Annotated in this window: 10 protein-coding genes; 7 read left to right on the top strand and 3 right to left on the bottom strand. The window is 74.5% G+C overall.

Annotation, left to right across the window (positions count from 1 at the left end; translation table 11 throughout):
- Positions 1–62: 62 nt before the first annotated feature.
- Both AB0947_RS38380 and AB0947_RS38375 read right to left on the bottom strand, forming a co-directional pair.
- On the bottom strand, positions 63–269 hold the full coding sequence (locus AB0947_RS38380) for a hypothetical protein (RefSeq protein WP_366755021.1): 207 nt from the start codon (positions 267–269) through the stop codon (positions 63–65).
- A 75-nt stretch (positions 270–344) separates the two neighbouring features.
- Positions 345–521, bottom strand: a complete 177-nt coding sequence (locus AB0947_RS38375) for a hypothetical protein (RefSeq protein ID WP_366755020.1) — start codon at positions 519–521, stop codon at positions 345–347.
- A gap of 623 nt (positions 522–1,144) precedes the next feature.
- Between AB0947_RS38375 and AB0947_RS38370 the strand changes: the two genes are divergently transcribed.
- Positions 1,145–2,140: a helix-turn-helix domain-containing protein gene (locus tag AB0947_RS38370; RefSeq protein WP_366755019.1), complete on the top strand. Its 996-nt coding sequence runs from the start codon at positions 1,145–1,147 to the stop codon at positions 2,138–2,140.
- A gap of 92 nt (positions 2,141–2,232) precedes the next feature.
- Here AB0947_RS38370 and AB0947_RS38365 read toward each other — a convergent pair whose 3' ends face one another.
- A complete protein-coding gene (locus AB0947_RS38365) occupies positions 2,233–11,076 on the bottom strand; it encodes an amino acid adenylation domain-containing protein (RefSeq protein ID WP_366755018.1) in 8,844 nt (2,947 codons plus the stop codon).
- A gap of 374 nt (positions 11,077–11,450) precedes the next feature.
- On the opposite strand from AB0947_RS38365, the gene AB0947_RS38360 reads away from it, so the two are divergent.
- The 6 genes from AB0947_RS38360 to sbnB all read left to right on the top strand — a co-directional run bounded on the left by AB0947_RS38360 (position 11,451) and on the right by sbnB (position 17,492).
- Positions 11,451–11,921, top strand: a complete 471-nt coding sequence (locus AB0947_RS38360; RefSeq protein ID WP_366755017.1) for a cobalamin-dependent protein — start codon at positions 11,451–11,453, stop codon at positions 11,919–11,921.
- Complete coding sequence (locus tag AB0947_RS38355; RefSeq protein WP_366755016.1) at positions 11,908–13,191, top strand: methylaspartate mutase; 1,284 nt, start codon at positions 11,908–11,910, stop codon at positions 13,189–13,191. The genes AB0947_RS38360 and AB0947_RS38355 overlap by 14 nt, the downstream gene beginning before the upstream one ends.
- Positions 13,192–13,265: 74 nt before the next feature.
- Positions 13,266–14,279, top strand: a complete 1,014-nt coding sequence (locus AB0947_RS38350) for an asparagine synthetase A (protein WP_366755015.1) — start codon at positions 13,266–13,268, stop codon at positions 14,277–14,279.
- Positions 14,276–15,502 (top strand): glutamate synthase-related protein, encoded by a 1,227-nt coding sequence (locus tag AB0947_RS38345; protein ID WP_366755014.1) that lies wholly within the window; start codon positions 14,276–14,278, stop codon positions 15,500–15,502. Before AB0947_RS38350 ends, AB0947_RS38345 begins: the two co-directional genes overlap by 4 nt.
- Positions 15,499–16,446, top strand: coding sequence for a 2,3-diaminopropionate biosynthesis protein SbnA (gene sbnA, locus AB0947_RS38340; RefSeq protein ID WP_366755013.1), 948 nt, complete (start codon positions 15,499–15,501; stop codon positions 16,444–16,446). Before AB0947_RS38345 ends, sbnA begins: the two co-directional genes overlap by 4 nt.
- Positions 16,447–16,484: 38 nt before the next feature.
- Positions 16,485–17,492, top strand: coding sequence for a 2,3-diaminopropionate biosynthesis protein SbnB (gene sbnB, locus AB0947_RS38335; RefSeq protein WP_366755012.1), 1,008 nt, complete (start codon positions 16,485–16,487; stop codon positions 17,490–17,492).
- Positions 17,493–17,585: the final 93 nt, after the last annotated feature.

The raw sequence follows: 17,585 nt of genomic DNA, 5'->3' as shown, positions 1-17,585 counted from the left end.
GAGGACGAGGTGCGGCCGGCCCGGCCGTCGCCCGCGCCCCGGCGCGGGGCGGGGCGTGCGTTTCAGTGCGGGGCCGAGACCGAGGTGTCGATCGAGGTCAGGGTGATGACGAGACCACTGGTGAGGACCATGCCGGCCAGGACGCGGGCTCGGGCGCAGGCGCGGTTGCGGCCCGACAGGGTGATGCCACCGGCGGCGTCCGAGTCGTCGGCCGGACGGGCGGGAAGGTCGGCGGGAGCGGAGGAGGCATCGCGACGGAGCTCGGCCATGGGGAGAACCTCGTGTCTGTGAGGGCGGCTACGGGAAGGTGTGCGAACGGCGTGGGCGGATCCGCCGGGTGACGCTCAGCGTGCGGAGGACCCGCCGGTGGGACGACGTGCGGCGATCGCCGTGGCCGGGACGGGAGCGCCGGTGCGGAGCGGTTCGCGGCCGGTGCCGGGCTGGGCGATCGTGACGGCCCGTCGGGCGAGGGCCGGGTGGTGCGCGCTGCGGGGAGTCGCGGGTGCTGCTGATGGGCTCACGAGAACAAGGTCACAGATGCGGTGGGGGCCCGCATGGGGAACTGTTCCCCATATTTCCCGGCGGCCCCTGCCCGGTGCCGCCGGCCGATGGGGAGGCGGGGTGCCGCGGGGCACGAGGCGCCGGGCGACGACGGATCGGGCCGTGCCGCCCGGCCGGGTGAGAAGCGCAGGCCGGCGGCGTAGGGGCGGCTGACGACGGGGCCAGGTGCCCGGTGGCCGAGGGGTGTACGGGGCGGGTGGCCGGCCGTGCGGGTATATGGGGGCGCGCACGACCCGGGGTGCACGCCTTTCGTGCGTACGGGGCGACGGGTCGGCGGCCGGGGAAGCGGCCGGTGCGCGCGGTGGTGTCCGGTCCGCGCTCGGGGCGCGGTGGGCGCGAGCGCCGGAGCGCCGGCGGCCGGGCGGGAGCGCCGCCCGTGGTGGTGCCCCCGCCCGACCCGGGCGCGGTGGTGCGCGAGGAACTTGGGGGTTCGGCCCGCATCCGCCGTCGCGGCGGCTCCCGCTGTACTGGTGTCCGGCCGGCGGCCCGCGGTCGTGTCCCGGGGGGGCGCCGCCGGCCCGATCTCGACCCGTGTCCCACAGCCAACAGGTGCCGTACGACAAGACTTACAGGAGTGGACGACATGCGGACCTCTCTGGGTATCGACTCCGTTGCGCGAAGCGTGTACATCGCGATGGCCGACCGGCCCGGCGCGAAGGTGTCCGAGCTGGCCGAGCATCTGGGAGAGACCGAGGAAACGGTCCAGGAGGGGCTGGAGCGGCTGTCCGCCCTGCTGCTCGTCGTCCCGGGGGATTCCGCGAGCGGCTGGCGTCCGGTCGATCCGGAGGTCGGGCTGGCGGCGATGCTCGCCCGGCAGCAGGACGAACTCGCCCGCCACCGCCTCCAGGTGGAGGGCAGCCGGCTGGAGGTGACGCGGCTGCTGTCGGAGCGCGGGCGGCGCGGCCGTGCGAGCGTTCCGGACGTCGAGTGGCTGGCCGGCGCCGACGCCGTGTGGCGGCACGTCACCTCTCTCGCCGAGGAGTGCGCTAACGAGTGGCTGACCGTCGGACCGGCCGAGCGGCTGGACACGGCGGCCCTGGAGGCCGGCCGGCCGGTGGACGAGATCCTGCGGCGGCGTCGCACTCCCGCACGCGCCATCGTGCTGGAGAGCGTGCGCAACGACCCCGGGGCGACGGAGCATTTGCGCCGCGCCGAGGAGTACGGCGGCACCGTCCGCACCCTGCCGTCGCTGCCGGTGTGGATGATCCTCTCCGACCGCAGGCATGCCGTGGTGCCGGTCATCGGCGGCCACAGCGTGATCGGCGCGATGGCGTGCAGCGTCGAGTCGGTCACGGAAGCCTTCGCGACCCTGTTCGCCCGGCTGTGGAAGGAGGCCGTGCCGTTCACGGAGGCGCGCCCCCGTACCCGCGGCGACCTCTCCCTCCAGGAGCAGCATGTGCTCCGGCTGTGGGCGCAGGGGCTCACGGACGCGGCGGCGGCCCGCAGGATGGACGTCTCGCTGCGCACGGTGCGCCGGCTGTCGGAGAAGCTGACCGACCGGTTCGGCGCCCAGAGCCGGTTTCAGCTCGGCGCGCTGGCGCTCGCCAGCGGCGGCATCCGCGCCGAGGACGTGGCCTGAGGCGCCGCGCACCCGGCGTGACCGGCGCACGGTGAAGGGGCCGGGCCTCCTCGTGGAGGTCCGGCCCCTTCACCGTGTGGCACCGGGCACCGTCACCCGGCCGGTGCGAACTGCGCCGTGATGGCCGCCATCATCAGGTCGGCGATGCCCTGGGCGAGCCCCGCCGGGGTGGGCGAGTCGAACACGGCCCGCACCGGCACGTCGACCCGCAGCGCCTTCCGCAGCCGGGAGGCGACCTGTGTGGCGAGCAGCGAATGCCCGCCCAGCTGGAAGAAGTTGTCGTGCACGCCGACGCGTTCGATGCCCAGCAGTTCCTGCCACACGGCGGTGACGGTCCGCTCGACGGCGTTGCGCGGGGCGGTGTACTCCGTCCCCAGGTCCGGCCGCTGGTGGTCCGGCACCGGCAGGGCCGCCCGGTCCACCTTGCCGTTGGCGGTCAGCGGCAGCCGGTCCAGCGTGACGAACGCCGCCGGGATCATGTAGTCGGGCAGGAACCGGCCCAGGTGGGCGTGGAGGTCCGCGGTGCTCGGCGCGTCCGCGCCGGTGGCCACGAGATACGCCACGAGCCGCTTGTCGCCGGGTGTGTCCTCGCGGACGACCACGCTGACCTCGCCGATGCCGGGGTGGGTCAGCACGGTGGCCTCGATCTCGCCGAGCTCGATGCGGTTGCCGCGGATCTTCACCTGGTTGTCGATCCGCCGCAGGAACTCCAGCTGGCCGTCGGCCCGCCACCGCACCAGGTCACCGGTGCGGTAGACCCTGGTGCTCAGTCCTTCGGCCGCGTACGCGGTGAACTTCTGCTCGGTCAGCTCCGGCCTGCCCCGGTAGCCGCGGGCCACCGGCACGCCCCCGATGAGGAGTTCGCCGGGCACCCCGACCGGCACCGGGCAACCGTGCTGGTCCACCACGAACGCCAGGACGTTGGGGATGGGCCGGCCGATCGGCGGGACCGCGTCGCCGGGTTCGACCACCGTCGAGGTGACGATGATGGTGGTCTCGGTGGGGCCGTAGTTGTTGATGACGCGGAACGGCAGCCGGGCCCGGGCCGGCATCCGCAGCCGGTCACCGCCGGTCAGCACGTACCGGAGGGTGCTGCGGGCCGGCCACTCCACCGCCATCAGCGCCTCCAGCATCGGCGTGGACAGGAAGGTGGCGTGGACGCGCTGCTCGCACAGCCAGTCCCGCAGCAGGTGCGGGGTGAGCCTGACGGTCTCGGTGGTGACGCAGCAGGTCGCGCCCCGGGTCAGGCCGAGCCACAGTTCCCAGGCCGCCGCGTCGAAGCCGATGCCGGCCAGCAGCGCGATCCGCTGCCCGGGTTCCAGCCCGTACTCGCGCGCCGTCCAGTGCACCAGGTTGACCACGCTGCGGTGTTCCACCTGCACGCCCTTGGGGCGGCCGGTGGATCCGCTGGTGTAGATGAGGTAGGCCAGGTGGTGCGGTGCGGTGACCGGCCGGGGGTCGGTGTCCGGCTCACCGGCCAGCGTCGCGGTGTCCTCGTCGAGCAGCAGCAGGGGTACGTCCGAGGGCAGCCGGCCGGTGTGCGCGGTGCCGGTGAGGACGACCGGGGTCGCGGTGTCCCGGACCATGTACGCCAGGCGCTCGGCCGGGTAGTCCGGGTCCAGCGGCACGTACGGTGCCCCCGCCTTCAGGACGCCGAGTACGGCCGTCACCAGGTCCGGGCCGCGCTCCAGGCACACCGCGACCGGCATGTCCGGCCGTACCCCGTACCGGGTGCGCAGGTGGTGGGCGATCCGGTTGGCGCGGGCGTTCAGCTCGCCGTAGGTCAGCGTGCCGTGCGGCCCCTCGACGGCCACCGTGTCCGGCTGCCGTGCCGCCCGCTCCTCGAACAGGCCGTGCAGCGTGGCGGTGTCCGGGAAGGCGGTGGCGGTGTCGTTCCACTCGGCCACCGTGCGCCGCCGCTCCTCGGGGGTGAGCAGGCAGAGCCCGGACAGCCGGACCGCGGGCTCGCGGGCCACCGTCTCCAGCACGGTGCCCAGGTGGCCGGCGAGCCGGGCGACCGTGTCCCGTTCGAAGAGGTCCGTCCGGTACTCCAGGGTACCGCGCAGACCGCCGTCCGCGTCCTCGGACATCATCAGGGTGAGGTCGAACTTGGCGTCCGGCAGCGTGACCGTGAACGGCTCGACGTCCAGGCCCGGGAGGCTCCAGCCGTGCTGGTCCGGCGTGTTCTGGAGCACGAACATCGTCTGGAACAGGGGGTTGCGGGACGGGTCGCGGTCGGGGGCGAGTTCCTCCACGAGGCGCTCGAAGGGCAGGTCCTGGTGGTCGTAGGCGCCGAGCGCGGTGTCCTTGACCCGGTCGAGGAGTTCGGTGAAGGTCGGGTCGCCGGACAGGTCGGTGCGCAGGACGAGGGTGTTGACGAAGAAGCCGATCAGGTCCTCGGTCTCGGCGCGGTTGCGGCCGGCGACCGGGCTGCCGACGGTCACGTCGTCCTGGCGGCCGTACTTGGCCAGCAGCACCTGGAACGCCGCCAGCAGCACCATGTACAGGCTCGCGGAGCCGTTCCTTGCCGCTTTCCGCAGTCCTGCGGTTACCGTCGCGCCCACCTGGAACGTCACGGTGTCGCCGCCGCCGGGCGGTCCCGCCGGACGGCGGTGGTCGGTCGGCAGTTCCAGCGGTTCCACCCCGGCGAGCCGCTCCCGCCAGTACGCCAGCTGTCCGTCCAGCACCTCACCGGTGAGCCTGTGCCGCTGCCACACGGCGAAGTCCGCGTACTGCACCGGCAGTTCCGTCCCCTCGGGCGGGGTGCCGGTCGTCGCCGCCCGGTAGCCCTCCCGCAGTTCGCGCGCCATGAGCGGCTCCGACCAGCCGTCGCAGGCGATGTGGTGCACCGTCAGCAGCAGGTGCGCCTCCTCGTCGGCCAGCCGCAGCAGGTGCGCGCGCAGCAGCGGTCCCGCCGCCAGGTCGAACGGGCGGGCGGCCTCCGCCCGGGCGAGGCGCCGTGCCGCCTCCTGCCGTTCCCCGGGATCGGCGAGGTGCCGCAGGTCGTGGACGGCCGTGCGCACCGGTGCCGGCGGGTCGACGACCTGTGCCGGCTCTCCGTCCTCGTCGGCGACGTACCGCGTCCGCAGGATCTCGTGCCGTGCCAGCATGCGGGTCAGCGCCGCGTCGAGGGCGACGGTGTCCAGCGGGCCGTTGACGCGCAGCGCGAAGGGTACGGCGTACTCCGCGCGTCCGGGCTCCAGTTGGTCGAGGAACCACAGCCGCTGCTGGGCGAAGCTCAGCGGCAGCGGCCCGCCGGTCCGGTCGGCCGGCGCGATCCGCTCGGCGCCGGCCGCCGTGTCCGCCGCCTGCTCCGCGACGGCCGCGGCCAGCTCGGCGACGGTGGGTGCGGCGAACAGGGCCCGTACGGGCACCTCCACCCCGAGCGCGTCCCGCAGCCGTGACGTCACCTGGGTGGCGAGCAGGGAGTGGCCGCCGAGCTCGAAGAAGTTGTCGTCCACACCGGTGACCTCGGTGCCCAGCACCTGGGACCAGGCCGCCGCGATCGCGCGCTCGACCGGGGTACGGGGGGCGGGACCGCCGGCCTCGGACGCGCGGGGCTCGGGCGCGGGCAGCGCCCGCCGGTCCACCTTGCCGTTCGGGGTGAGCGGCAGCCGCTCCAGCGCCACGAACGCGGACGGCACCATGAAGTCGGGCAGTTCCCGGCGCAGCCGCCCGCGCAGCGCCTCGCCCGTCACGCGACCGCCCGCCGCCGGGACGACGTAGGCGACCAGCCGCCGGTCGCCGGGGGTGTCCTCGCGCACCACGACGGTGGCCGCGGCGACGTCGGGGCCGGCCAGCAGCACCGCCTCGATCTCCCCGGGCTCGATGCGGTGCCCGCGCAGCTTGACCTGCTCGTCCAGCCGTCCCAGGAACTCCAGTTGCCCGTCGGCCAGCCAGCGCACCCGGTCCCCGGTGCGGTAGACCCGGCGCGGGGTGCCGTCGACGTGGACGGTCACGAAGCGTTGTGCCGTCTGGTCCGGCTGCCCCCGGTAGCCGCGGGCCAGCCCGGTCCCGCCGACGAGGAGTTCGCCCGGCACTCCGGGCGGCACCGGCCGGCCGTGCCGGTCCACGACGTACACGAACGTGCCGCGCACCGGCCGGCCGATCGGTGGCACGGCCGTGCCGGGGACGACCTCCGTCGAGGTCGTCACCACCGTCGACTCGGTCGGTCCGTAGTTGTTGACGACGCGGAAGGGCAGGCGCAGCCCGGCCGGCAGGCGCAGTGCGTCCCCACCGGTCAGCACGTACGCGAGAGAGGTCGGCTCCGACCAGTCGAGGGCCGCCAGTGCCTCCAGCACGGGTGTCGAGACGAAGGTGCCCGTGACGCGCTGCTCGGTGAGCCAGCGCTGGAGCAGCGCCGGCGTCAGCCGCACCGTGTCGTCGGGTACGCACACGGTGGCACCGGTCGCCAGCGCGGGCCACAGTTCCCAGGCCGACGCGTCGAACCCGACGCCCGCGAGCAGCGCGACCCGCCGTCCCGGGGCCGCGCCGAAGGTGTCGGCCGTCCAGCGGACCAGGTTGGCCAGGCTGCGGTGCTCGATCTCGACGCCCTTGGGCCGGCCGGTGGAGCCGCTGGTGTAGATCACGTACGCCAGGTCGCCGGGGGCCGCGGCGGGCTCCGGGTCGTGGGCCGGCAGGTCCGCGAGGGACGGCCAGTCTCGGTCGGTGAGGAACCGGCCGGGCCCCTCGGGCAGCCGTGCGGCCCCCGCGGTGTCGGTGACGACGAGCCCGGCCCGGGCGTCCGCGACCATGTAGGCGAGCCGGTCGGACGGGTGCTCCGGGTCCAGCGGTACGTAGGCGGCGCCGGACTTGAGGACCGCGAGCAGTGCGGTGATCTGCTCGGGGCCGCGCTCCAGGCAGACGGCGACCGCGGCACCGGGACCGGCTCCGCGGGAACGCAGGTGCCGGGCGAGCCGGTTGGCCCGCGCGTTCAGCTCCCGGTAGGTCAGGTCCCCGCCGGCCCAGCGCACCGCCGTGGCGTCCGGTCGCAGGGTGGCGCACTCCTCGACGAGCCGGTGCACCGTCGCCCCGGCATCGGCACCGGCTTCGGCTTCGGTGTGCGCGGCGGCCTCCGTCCCGCTCCAGTCGGCCAGCACCCGGCGCCGCTCGGCGCCGGCCAGCACCTCCAGCTCCGACAGCCGGCGCCGCGGGCCGGTGACGGCCGCGCGCAGCAGTGTGGTGAAGTGCTCGGCCAGCCGCTCGGCCGTGTCCGGTGCGAACAGGTCGAGGGCGAACACCAGCCGGCCGTCGAGCGAACCGTCGGGCCGCTCGGTGAGGAACAGGGTCAGGTCGAACTTGGCCTCCTCCGCACGGACCGCGAACGGCTCCACCACCGTTCCGGGCAGTCGCCAGGCGTGGCCGTCCGGGGTGTTCTGGAGCACGAACATCGTCTGGAACAGCGGATGGCGGGACAGGTCCCGGTCGGGGGCGAGTTCCTCCACGAGGCGCTCGAAGGGCAGGTCCTGGTGGTCGTAGGCGCCGAGGGCGGTGTCCTTGACCCGCTCGAGGAGTTCGGTGAAGGCGGGGTCGCCGGACAGGTCGGTGCGCAGGACGAGGGTGTTGACGAAGAAGCCGATCAGGTCCTCGGTCTCGGCGCGGTTGCGGCCGGCGATCGGGGTGCCCACCGCGATGTCCTCCTGGCCGCTGTACTTCGCCATCAGCAGCTGGAACACCGCCAGCAGGGACATGAACAGGCTCGCCCCCTGCCCCGCCGCCAGCCGCCGGGCCGCGCCGGCCACGTCGGCGGGCACCGCGAAGGACACCGTGCCGCCCCGGCCCGACCGCTCGGCCGGCCGCCGGTGGTCGGCCGGCAGCTCCAGCGGCTGCACCCCGGCGAGCCGCTCCCGCCAGTACGCGGCCTGCCCCTCCAGGACCGGGCCGTCCAGTGCCGCGCGCTGCCAGCTCGCGAAGTCCGCGTACTGCAGGCCGAGGGGGGCCAGGGCGTCGGGCCGGCCGGCCACCGCCGCGCCGTACAGCTCGCCCAGCTCCCGCGCCAGGATGCCCTCCGACCAGCCGTCGGTGACGATGTGGTGCACGGCGAGCAGCAGGAGCCACTCCGCGTCGGCCACCCGTACGGCCACCGCGCGCAGCAGCGGTCCCGCGGCCAGGTCGAACGGCCGTCCCGCCGCCTCGCGCAGGATCTCCCGCGCGGCGCCGTCGCCGAGGTGGCGGGCGTCGTGGACGTCCACCGGCACCTCCCGCGCGGCGTCGACGACCTGGTACGGGCGTCCCGTGCCGTCCGCGAGGAACCGGGTCCGCAGGATCTCGTGCCGGGCGGTCAGCGCCGTCAGCGCGGTGCCGAACGCGTCCGGTGCGAAGTCCCCCGCCACGCGCAGCCCCACCGGGATCGCGTACTCGGCCCGGCCCGGCGCCAGCTGGTCCAGGAACCACAGGCGTTGCTGCGCGAAGGACAGCGGCAGCGGTCCCGCCGCGCGGTCCGCCCGCGGGATCGCGGCGGAGGTGCCCGGCCCCAGCGCGTCCACGGCGGCCGCCAGCAGCTTCGGTGTCGGTGCGTCGAACAGCGTCCGGTGCGGCACGTCCGCCCCGAGGTCCCGGCGCAGCCGGGAGGCGACCCGGGCGGCCAGCAGGGAGTGGCCGCCCAGTTCGAAGAAGTCGTCGTCCACGCCGACCGCGTCGACGCCCAGCAGTTCGGCCCAGATGCCGGTGACCGCCCGCTCCGTTGGCGTACGCGGCTCGGCGAACGCGGCGGAGACGTCCGGGCGGTGGCCCTCGGGCGCGGGCAGGGCCCGCCGGTCGACCTTGCCGTTCGGGGTGAGCGGCAGCCGCTCCAGTACGACGTACCGGGCGGGGACCATGTGCGCGGGCAGCTCTCGCGCCAGCGCCGCGCGCAGCCCGGCCGCGGCCGGGGACGCGCCGCCGGCCGGCACCAGGTACGCCACCAGCCGCTTGTCACCGGGGACGTCCTCGCGGACCACGACCGTGGCCGCCGCGACGTCCGGCCGGGCCAGCAGGGCGTTCTCGATCTCTCCGAGTTCCACCCGGTGCCCGCGCAGCTTGACCTGGTCGTCCATCCGGCCCAGGTAGACCAGGCGCCCGTCCGGCAGCCACTTCACCAGGTCGCCGGTGCGGTACACGCGGGCCTCGGGATCGGCCGAGAAGGGGTGCGGCACGAACCGTTGCGCCGTCAGCTCGGGCCGCCCCAGGTAGCCGAGGGCCACGTTGACGCCGCCGATCAGCAGCTCGCCGGGGACGCCGACCGGCTGGACCTCGCCGTGCGCCCCGACCACGTAGACCTCGGTGTTGTCGATCGCCCGGCCCATCGGCACGTGGTCCGCCGCCGGGTCCACCGACACCGTCCGGCTGACCACGTTGCCGACGGTCGCCTCGGTCGGCCCGTACTCGTTGACGATGGCCGTGTCCCCGGTGCCCAGCTCCAGCACCCGGTGCACCAGCGCCGGCGTCAGGTCCTCGCCGCCGGCGACCACCGTGGCGATGCCGTGCCGGACGCCGTCCTGCTCCAGCCGGGCGGTCAGCAGCTCCAGGTGCGAGGGCGTCGCCTTCAGGAAGCTGATGGGGACGCCGGACGCGACGATGTCCACGGCCGCGTCGAACACCGTGCGGCCCGGCTCCGGCCGCGGCACCACCAGGCACAGCCCCTGCACCAGCGGCAGGAACAGCGCGGTCACCGTCAGGTCGAACGCCGCCGACGAGCACAGCAGCGAACCCGTCCGCGCGCCGGGTGCCGGGGGATAGTTCCGGTCGCACCAGTGCAGGTAGTTGACGACGCCACGGTGCCCGACCCGGACGCCTTTGGGGCGGCCCGTGGAGCCCGAGGTGTAGATGACGTACGCCACGTCGTCCGGGCCCGCGGCGACGGCGGGGGCGGTGCCGGTGCCGGCCGGCCACTCCCGGTCGGCCAGCAGCAGCGCGGTGCCCGGCGTGAACAGGCCGGCGTGCGCGGACTGCGTCACCACCACCGGGGCGGCGCTGTCCTCGACCATGTACCGCAGCCGCTCGGCAGGGTAGGCCGGGTCCAGCGGCACGTAGGCGGCCCCCGACTTGAGCACACCGAGCAGCGCGCACACCAGGTCCGGGCCGTGGTCCAGGCACACCGCGACCAGCGTGCCGGGGCCGACGCCCCGCTCCGCCAGGTACCGCGCCAGCCCCTCGGCCCGTTCGTCCAGCTCCCGGTAGGTCATCCGCCGTCCGCCGTGTTCCAGGGCCACCGCGTCGGGTTGGAGGGCGGTCCGCTCCTCCACCAGCCGGTGCACGGTCGTGTCCGGGAACGCGGACCGCGGCCCGTTCCACTGGTGGAGGATCCGGTGCCGCTCGGGCCGCGTCAGCATCTCCAGCGCGCCGAGCGGCCGGCCGGGGGTGTCGCCGGCGGAGCACGCGAGTGTCGCGAAGTGCCCCGCCATCCGCTCCGCCGTGGCCCGCTCGAACAGATCGGTGCGGTAGCCGAGGACACCGCTCAGTCCGCCGCCGTCCGCGACGACCTCCAGGGTGACGGGCGCGTCCGGCGGGAACACGGCCGCCTCCCGGACGGCCGTGCGCGACGCGAACCACGCCACCGCGCCCGCCGGCACCGCGCCGGGCGCCGTCGCCCGGCCGGTGGCGTCCGCCATGTCCCGCGCGACCCGCGCCACGGCCTCGGTGAACACCGGGTCGCCCTCCGCGCCCGGTACGACGATCGCCGTGCCCGGGACGTCCGCCGGTACTGCCACCGGGACGTCGCCCCGGCCGGCGTACCGGCCCAGCAGCGTGTGGAACACCGTCAGCAGGACCGCGGGGAGTTCCACGCCGGTATCGCGGGCCAGCGCGGCCAGCGCGTCGGCGGTCCGGGCGGGCACGTCGAACGGAACCCGGTCCGCGGGGCCCGGACCGTCCTCCGACGGCCGTCGGTCCCAGGGCAGTTCCAGCGGTTCCAGGCCCGCCGACTCGTGCCTCCACTCCCCCAGCTGGTGATCAGCCACCGTTCACTCCCCATCGTCAGGACATCGTCAGCGGTACAAGCGGTTCACGGGCGGCACGTCGTACGACGGGCGGTGAGGGGTGGGGCGGGGCACCCCGGGCGCGCCGGGGGCCGCGCCGCCGGCACGACCACGGCCCCGGCGGAACGTCCGCGACAAGCACGCTAGGGCGCGCGGGCGGCGGGCTCCCAGTGGGCACAAGTGACGCCCCGCGGGGTGGTCACAACTGCCCAGTGCCGCCCGCGATCACCGCTGGCCACCATGGACGGCGTCACGAATGGACAGCCCGTACGCCGCGATCGAGGGCGCATGCACGGGCACCCGGCCCGATCGCAGCGGTCGCGGCCCCATCACGGTGTCGAGAGGAAAAGCCGGTCGTGTACCCGCATCACCAGCTCCCGGACGGCCCGCGCCACGCGGTCCTGACCACCATCGCCTCGGATTCACACACCTGGAACCTGCTCTTCCTGCAACTGCTGCTCGAGGAACAGGGCTGGGAGGTCACCAATCTCGGCGCGTGCGTCCCGGTCGGCGCCCTGGTCGAGGAGGCCGCGGCCCGCACGCCCGACCTCATCGTCGTCAGCACGGTCAACGGTCACGGCGCCGAAGAGGCCCCCGGCCTGGCCCGGGCGGTTCGCGCCGTGCCCGCGCTGGCCGAGGTGCCGCTCGTCGTCGGAGGCAAGCTGGACACCTCGGGCCGTACCGGCCCGGACGTCCACGCCGCGCTCACCGACGCCGGCTTCGACGCCGTCCTGACCGGCGCGAACGCCGTCCCCGGGCTGCTCGCCCTGCTGGACGGCCTGCCCGGGCACCGGCACGGAAGGTCCCACGCCGATGCCGTCCGCTGAACCCGCCCCCGCCGCGGGCGCCTTCCACCGCTTCATGGCGGACGCCGCCCGTGCCGGCACCCTCGTCGTGCAGCCCCGCATGGGCTTCGCCGACCCCGCCCGGATGCGTGCGGGCCTGATCGCCACGCGGGCCGCCGACGCCACCACCGTCGGCACCCTCACCCTGGACAGCTTCACCCGCGTCGGCGACTACGCCGCCGCCGCCCGCGCCGTGGCCCAGGGCCACCACCTCAACGGCTATCCGCTGGTCAGCATGGACCGTGCGACCACCACCGGTCTGCTCGACGGCGTCCACGGGCCCGGCTTCCCGGTACAGGTGCGGCACGGCTCCGCGCGGCCCGGCCGGATCGTCGAGTCCCTCATCGCCGCCGGACTCGACGCCACCGAGGGCGGCCCCGTCTCCTACTGCCTGCCCTACGGCCGTACCCCGCTGGCCACGTCGGTCCGCGCCTGGGCCGAGGCGTGCCGCAGCCTCGCCGCCCTGCGCGAGACCGGCGCCGAACCCCACCTGGAGACCTTCGGCGGCTGCATGCTGGGCCAGCTCTGCCCGCCCTCCCTGCTCGTGGCCCTCTCGGTCCTGGAAGCGAAGTTCTTCCGCCGGCACGGCCTGCGCAGCGTCTCCCTCAGCTACGCCCAGCAGATCAGTCCGGAACAGGACGAGGAGGCCGTGCACGCGCTGCGCGCCCTGGCCGCCGACCACCTTCCGGACACCTCCTGGCACGTGGTCGTCTACGCGTACATGGGGGTCTACCCGGAGACCCGGGTGGGTGCGCTGCGGCTGGTCGCGGACGCCGCCCGGCTCGCCGTACGCACCGGGGCCGCCCGTCTCATCGTCAAGACACCGGCGGAGTCGGCCCGCATCCCCTCCGTCGAGGAGAACGTCACCGCGCTGGAGACCGCCGCCGCCGCGGCCCGCACCGCGCGGCCGGCCGCCCCGCCGCCGTCCACCGGCATCGAAGCGGAGGCCCGCTCCCTCGTCGAGGCCGTCCTGCACCTGCACGACGACCTCGGCCAGGCCCTGGTCCGCGCCTTCGCGCACGGCTACCTGGACGTGCCCTTCTGCCTGCACCCCGACAACGCGGGCCGCACCCGCAGCTTCATCTCCGACCGCGGCCGCCTGGAGTGGTCCCGCACCGGATCGCTGCCGCTCGGCCGGTCCACCGCGGCGGCGCCGTCCCGGCGGCTGACCTCGTCCGGACTGCTGCACGCGCTCAACCACGTCAAGAACCGCTACGACGACCCCGCCGCCCTCCCGGGCAGGGCGGGCTGACCCCCCCCCTTACGGATCCCCTCCGCCACCGGTGGCCGGTCACCCCGCCCCGGTAACGACAGAACAGGACGAACATGACACTCCAGATGGATCTCCCGCCGGCCCCCGAGGCCCCCGTGCTGCCCTCGCCGCTGGAGCACCTGCGCGACCCGCGCACCCGTGCGGCCCTGCGCGTCCAGCAGGCACTGGTGGCCGGTGCCCGTGCCTTCCTGCGCTCCGACGGCGCCGTGGAGATGGCCCACCCGGTCATCGGCCCCGTCACCGACCCGGGTTCGCGCGGCGCCAAGCAGGTCGACGTCGACTACTACGGCCACCGCTACAAGCTGATGACCAGCGCCATCCTCTACAAGCAGGCTTCGCTGCTGGCCTTCGACCGCATCTTCCTCATCGCGCCCAACGTCCGTCTCGAACCCGTGGAGACCAGCAGCACCCACCGCCACCTCGCCGAGTTCCGGCAGATCGACGTCGAGTACGCGGGCGCCACCCGTGACGTCGCCATGGAGCTCGCCGAGGAACTGGTCCGCCGCGCCGTGACCACCGCCGTCGACGAGTGCGGCGACGACCTCGCCGTCCTCGGCCGCGACCCCGACACCCTGCGCCGCCACGTGGCCCGGCCGTTCGCCCGCGTCCCGCACGGCGAGGTCGTCGACGGCCTGCGCCGCGACGGCTACCCGCAGGCCGCCGGGACCGAGATCGAATGGGAGGCCGAGGAGCGCATCTCCCGCCAGGCCGACGCCCCGTTCTTCATCGTCGGCTACCCCAAGGGCTCCCGCGGCTTCTACGACAAGGAGAACCCGGCCGCGCCCGGTACGCTGCTCAACTTCGACCTCATCGCCCCCGAGGGCTGCGGCGAACTGTGCAGCGGCAGCGAACGCGAGTACGACTACGCGGCCCTGGTCACCCGGATGCGGGAAACCGGGGAGAACCCCTCCAAGTACGCCTGGTACCTCGACGTCGCCCGGCACGGCATCCCCAGCAGCGCCGGCTTCGGCATCGGCCTGGAGCGGCTGACCCGCTGGGTCACCGGCCTGGACTCCGCCTGGCGGACCACCGCCTTCCCGAAGGTCGCGGGGGTGGTGTCGCCGTGACCGCGCTGACCGCACCGGGCCTGCCCGAGGACGCCGTCCGCGCCCGGGCCCGCGACGGCGCCGCCGCCGTCTTCCCGCCCCTGGACACGTACGGCACCACCGTCTTCGGCGCCTCCCCCGCACCCGCCGGCGACGAGATCGACGCGCTGCGCCTGGTCCCGCCCGTGTTCATGCCGGGCCGCCTCGCCACACTCATCGACCTCGGCCGCGAACCCCTCTACTCGGACGTCCGGCTCGACACCGACCTCGGCGGCTTCACCGCCCCGCTGCCGGTGTACCTGTCGGCGCTCGGCTCCACCCGCGTCGCCGGCACCAGCCTCGCGCTCAGCCGCCAGGCCGGACGGCTCGGCATCCCCATGGTCATCGGCGAGAACGTCGCCCCCATGAACGGCTTCCGGGCCGGCGGCGACGACCACCGCAAGGGCCTGCTGGAGCGCATCCAGGCGTACTGCGAGGAACTGCCCGACGGGGTCGGCGGCGTCTGCGTCCAGCAGAGCACCGAGGACGCCGACTCCGAGGTCTGGAACCACGTCTACAGCGACCCGGCCGTCACCGGTCTCCTCACCTCCGGCCGCCTCGGCTTCGAACTCAAGGTCGGCCAGGGTGCCAAGCCCGGCCTCGGCGGCCTCACCATGATCAGCGAGGCGGTCGCGTCCGACCTGGCCGGGCAGTACGCGGTGGAACGGCTCGGCCCCGGCTCCTCGTCGCTCCTGCGCTGCGCGAGCCCCGGCACCTTCACCGACGAGATCTTCCGCCGGCAGATCCAGCTCATGCGCAACAACTACCCGCGCGCCCGCTGCTGGGTGAAGCTGTTCCCCGGCCGCGACGTCGGTCACGCCGCCGCCGTCGCCTGGGACGCCGGCGCCCACGCCGTCGCCGTCGACGGCGCCGAGGGCGGCACCGGCTGGGCCCCCACCGGCTTCCTCGGCCACGTCGGGCTGCCCCTCGCCGAAGCCCTGCGCCGTGTCGACCCCGCCGGCGGCACCCTCCTCGCCAGCGGACGCGTCTGGGACGGCATGCGCGCGGTGAAGCTGCTCGCCCTCGGCGCCCGTGCCGTCGGCCTCGGCCGCGCCGCCCTGATCGCCGCCGACGAGGACCCCGAGCACGGACTGGAGCGCCTTCTGGACGCCCTGGCTCTGGAACTGCGCATGGCCGTCAGCGCGCTGGGCCACTACACGGCGCGGGAGACCGGCCCCGAAGACCTGTGGGAGCCCCGGTCATGATCCACGAGCACGCCTACGAACTCGTCACCGACGACCTCTTCGTCCTTCTGCCCCGAATGGTGCCCGGCTCCGACGTCTTCCTGAAGATCGAGGGCCTCAACCCGGCCGGCTCGGTCAAGCTGAAGACCGCGCTGAGCCTCATCGAGGACGCCGAGCACCGCGGCGTCCTCACGCCGGGCGCCCGCGTGATCGAGTCCTCCTCCGGCAACCTCGGCATCGCCCTCAGCTCCATCTGCGCCGCGAAGGGGTACCGCTTCACCTGCGTCGTCGACCCGAACACCAACGCCACCAGCATCGACCACATGCGCGCCCTGGGCGCCGAGGTGGTCGTCGTCGACACCGTCGACGCCAACGGCGGCTTCCTCCAGTCACGCATCGCCCACATCCGGCGCCACATCGAAGCGGACCCGACCGTGGTCTGGCTCAACCAGTACGCCAACCCGGCCAACCCGCGCGCCCATTACGAGCAGACCGCGCGCACCCTGCTGAAGGAGGTCCAGCACCTCGACTACCTGTTCATCGGCGTCGGCTCCACGGGCACCTTCGTCGGGTGCGCGCGGTACCTGCGCGAGTTCTCGCCCCACACCCGGATCGTCGCCGTGGACGCCCTCGGTTCCGTCATCCTCGGCGCCGCACCCGGACCGCGCCGCATCCCCGGACTGGGCGCCAGCCGCGTCCCCGAACTGTTCGAGCCCGGCCTCGCCGACGACGTCGTCCTGGTCGCCGAGGAGGAGTCCGTGCGCGAGTGCCGGCTGCTCGCCCGCTCCCACGGCCTCCTCACCGGCGGCTCCACCGGCTCGGTGCTGGCCGCCGTCCGCCGCCGGGCCGACACCCTGCCGGCCGGCTCCCGCATCGCCGCCGTCTCCCCCGACCTGGGCGAGCGGTACCTCGGCACCATCTACAACGACGACTGGGTCGAGCGGAACCTCGGCGTCCTGACCTGATCCCGCCCGTGCCACCTGCCCCCGAAAGGCAACCACCGATGTCGACCTTCCACGTGATCGACGGCTCCGTCGCCCAGGATGTCATCGGCTCCGCGCCGTCGGACGTCCTGGACCTCGTGCGGGAGACCTACCTCCAGCACAGCCGCGGGGCCACCGTGAACCCCAACAGCCACTTCCTGCGCTTCCCGGACGATCCCGGCGCCCGGATCATCGCCCTGCCCGCCCACATCGGCGGCGACACACCGGTCTCCGGCCTCAAGTGGATCGCCAGCTACCCGCAGAACGTACGCCAGAACCTGCCGCGCGCCTCCGCCGTCCTCGTGCTGAACGACGCCGAGACCGGCTACCCGTTCGCCTGCCTGGAGGCGTCCGGCATCAGCGCCGCCCGCACGGCGGCGTCCGCCGCGCTCGCCGTGGAGACCCTCGCCGACGGCGACACCCCGAAGACGGTCCTCTTCGTCGGGGCCGGCGTCATCGGCCGGACCGTCTCCGACTTCCTCGCGGCCCGCGGCACCGACGTCCGCGAGTGCCTGGTCCACGACCACGTCGACGCGTACGCCGAGACCTTCGCCGCCTACGCCGCCGGCACCCACGGCTGGCGGACCCGCACCGTGTCACAGATCGACGCGGCCCTGGCCACCGCCGACCTGGTCGTCCTCGCCACCACCGCGCCGGCGCCCTGGCTGACGGACGGGCAGACCCTCCTGCCGGGCCAGCTCATCCTGAACCTGTCCCTGCGCGACATCCACCCCACCGTCATGATCAAGTGCCACAACGTCCTGGACGACATCGACCACTGCCTCACCGCGCGGACCTCGCCCCACCTCACGGAAACGGAGTACGGCACACGCGACTTCATCGACGGCACGCTGGCCGACGTGCTGCGCGGTGACGTGACCCTCGGCCACGACCGCCCCACCGTGTTCTCCCCCTTCGGTCTCGGCGTCCTCGACCTGGCCGTCGGCTACCACATCTACCGGACGGCCGTGCGCACCGGCCGGGCCACCGAGATACCGGGCTTCTTCCCCGAGTTGAAGCGCTGGTGAGCCGGGCGGCCCAGGAGTTCTTCGGCAGGGTGGCGCGGGTGAAGCGGCGTCCGGCTTCCAGTACCCCGACCTTGTACCCCTTCTCGGTGAGCC

The organism is Streptomyces sp. NPDC047841, assembly GCF_040704085.1.
Lineage (GTDB): Bacteria > Actinomycetota > Actinomycetes > Streptomycetales > Streptomycetaceae > Streptomyces > Streptomyces argyrophylli.
This window is presented reverse-complemented; position numbering and strand designations above follow the sequence as displayed.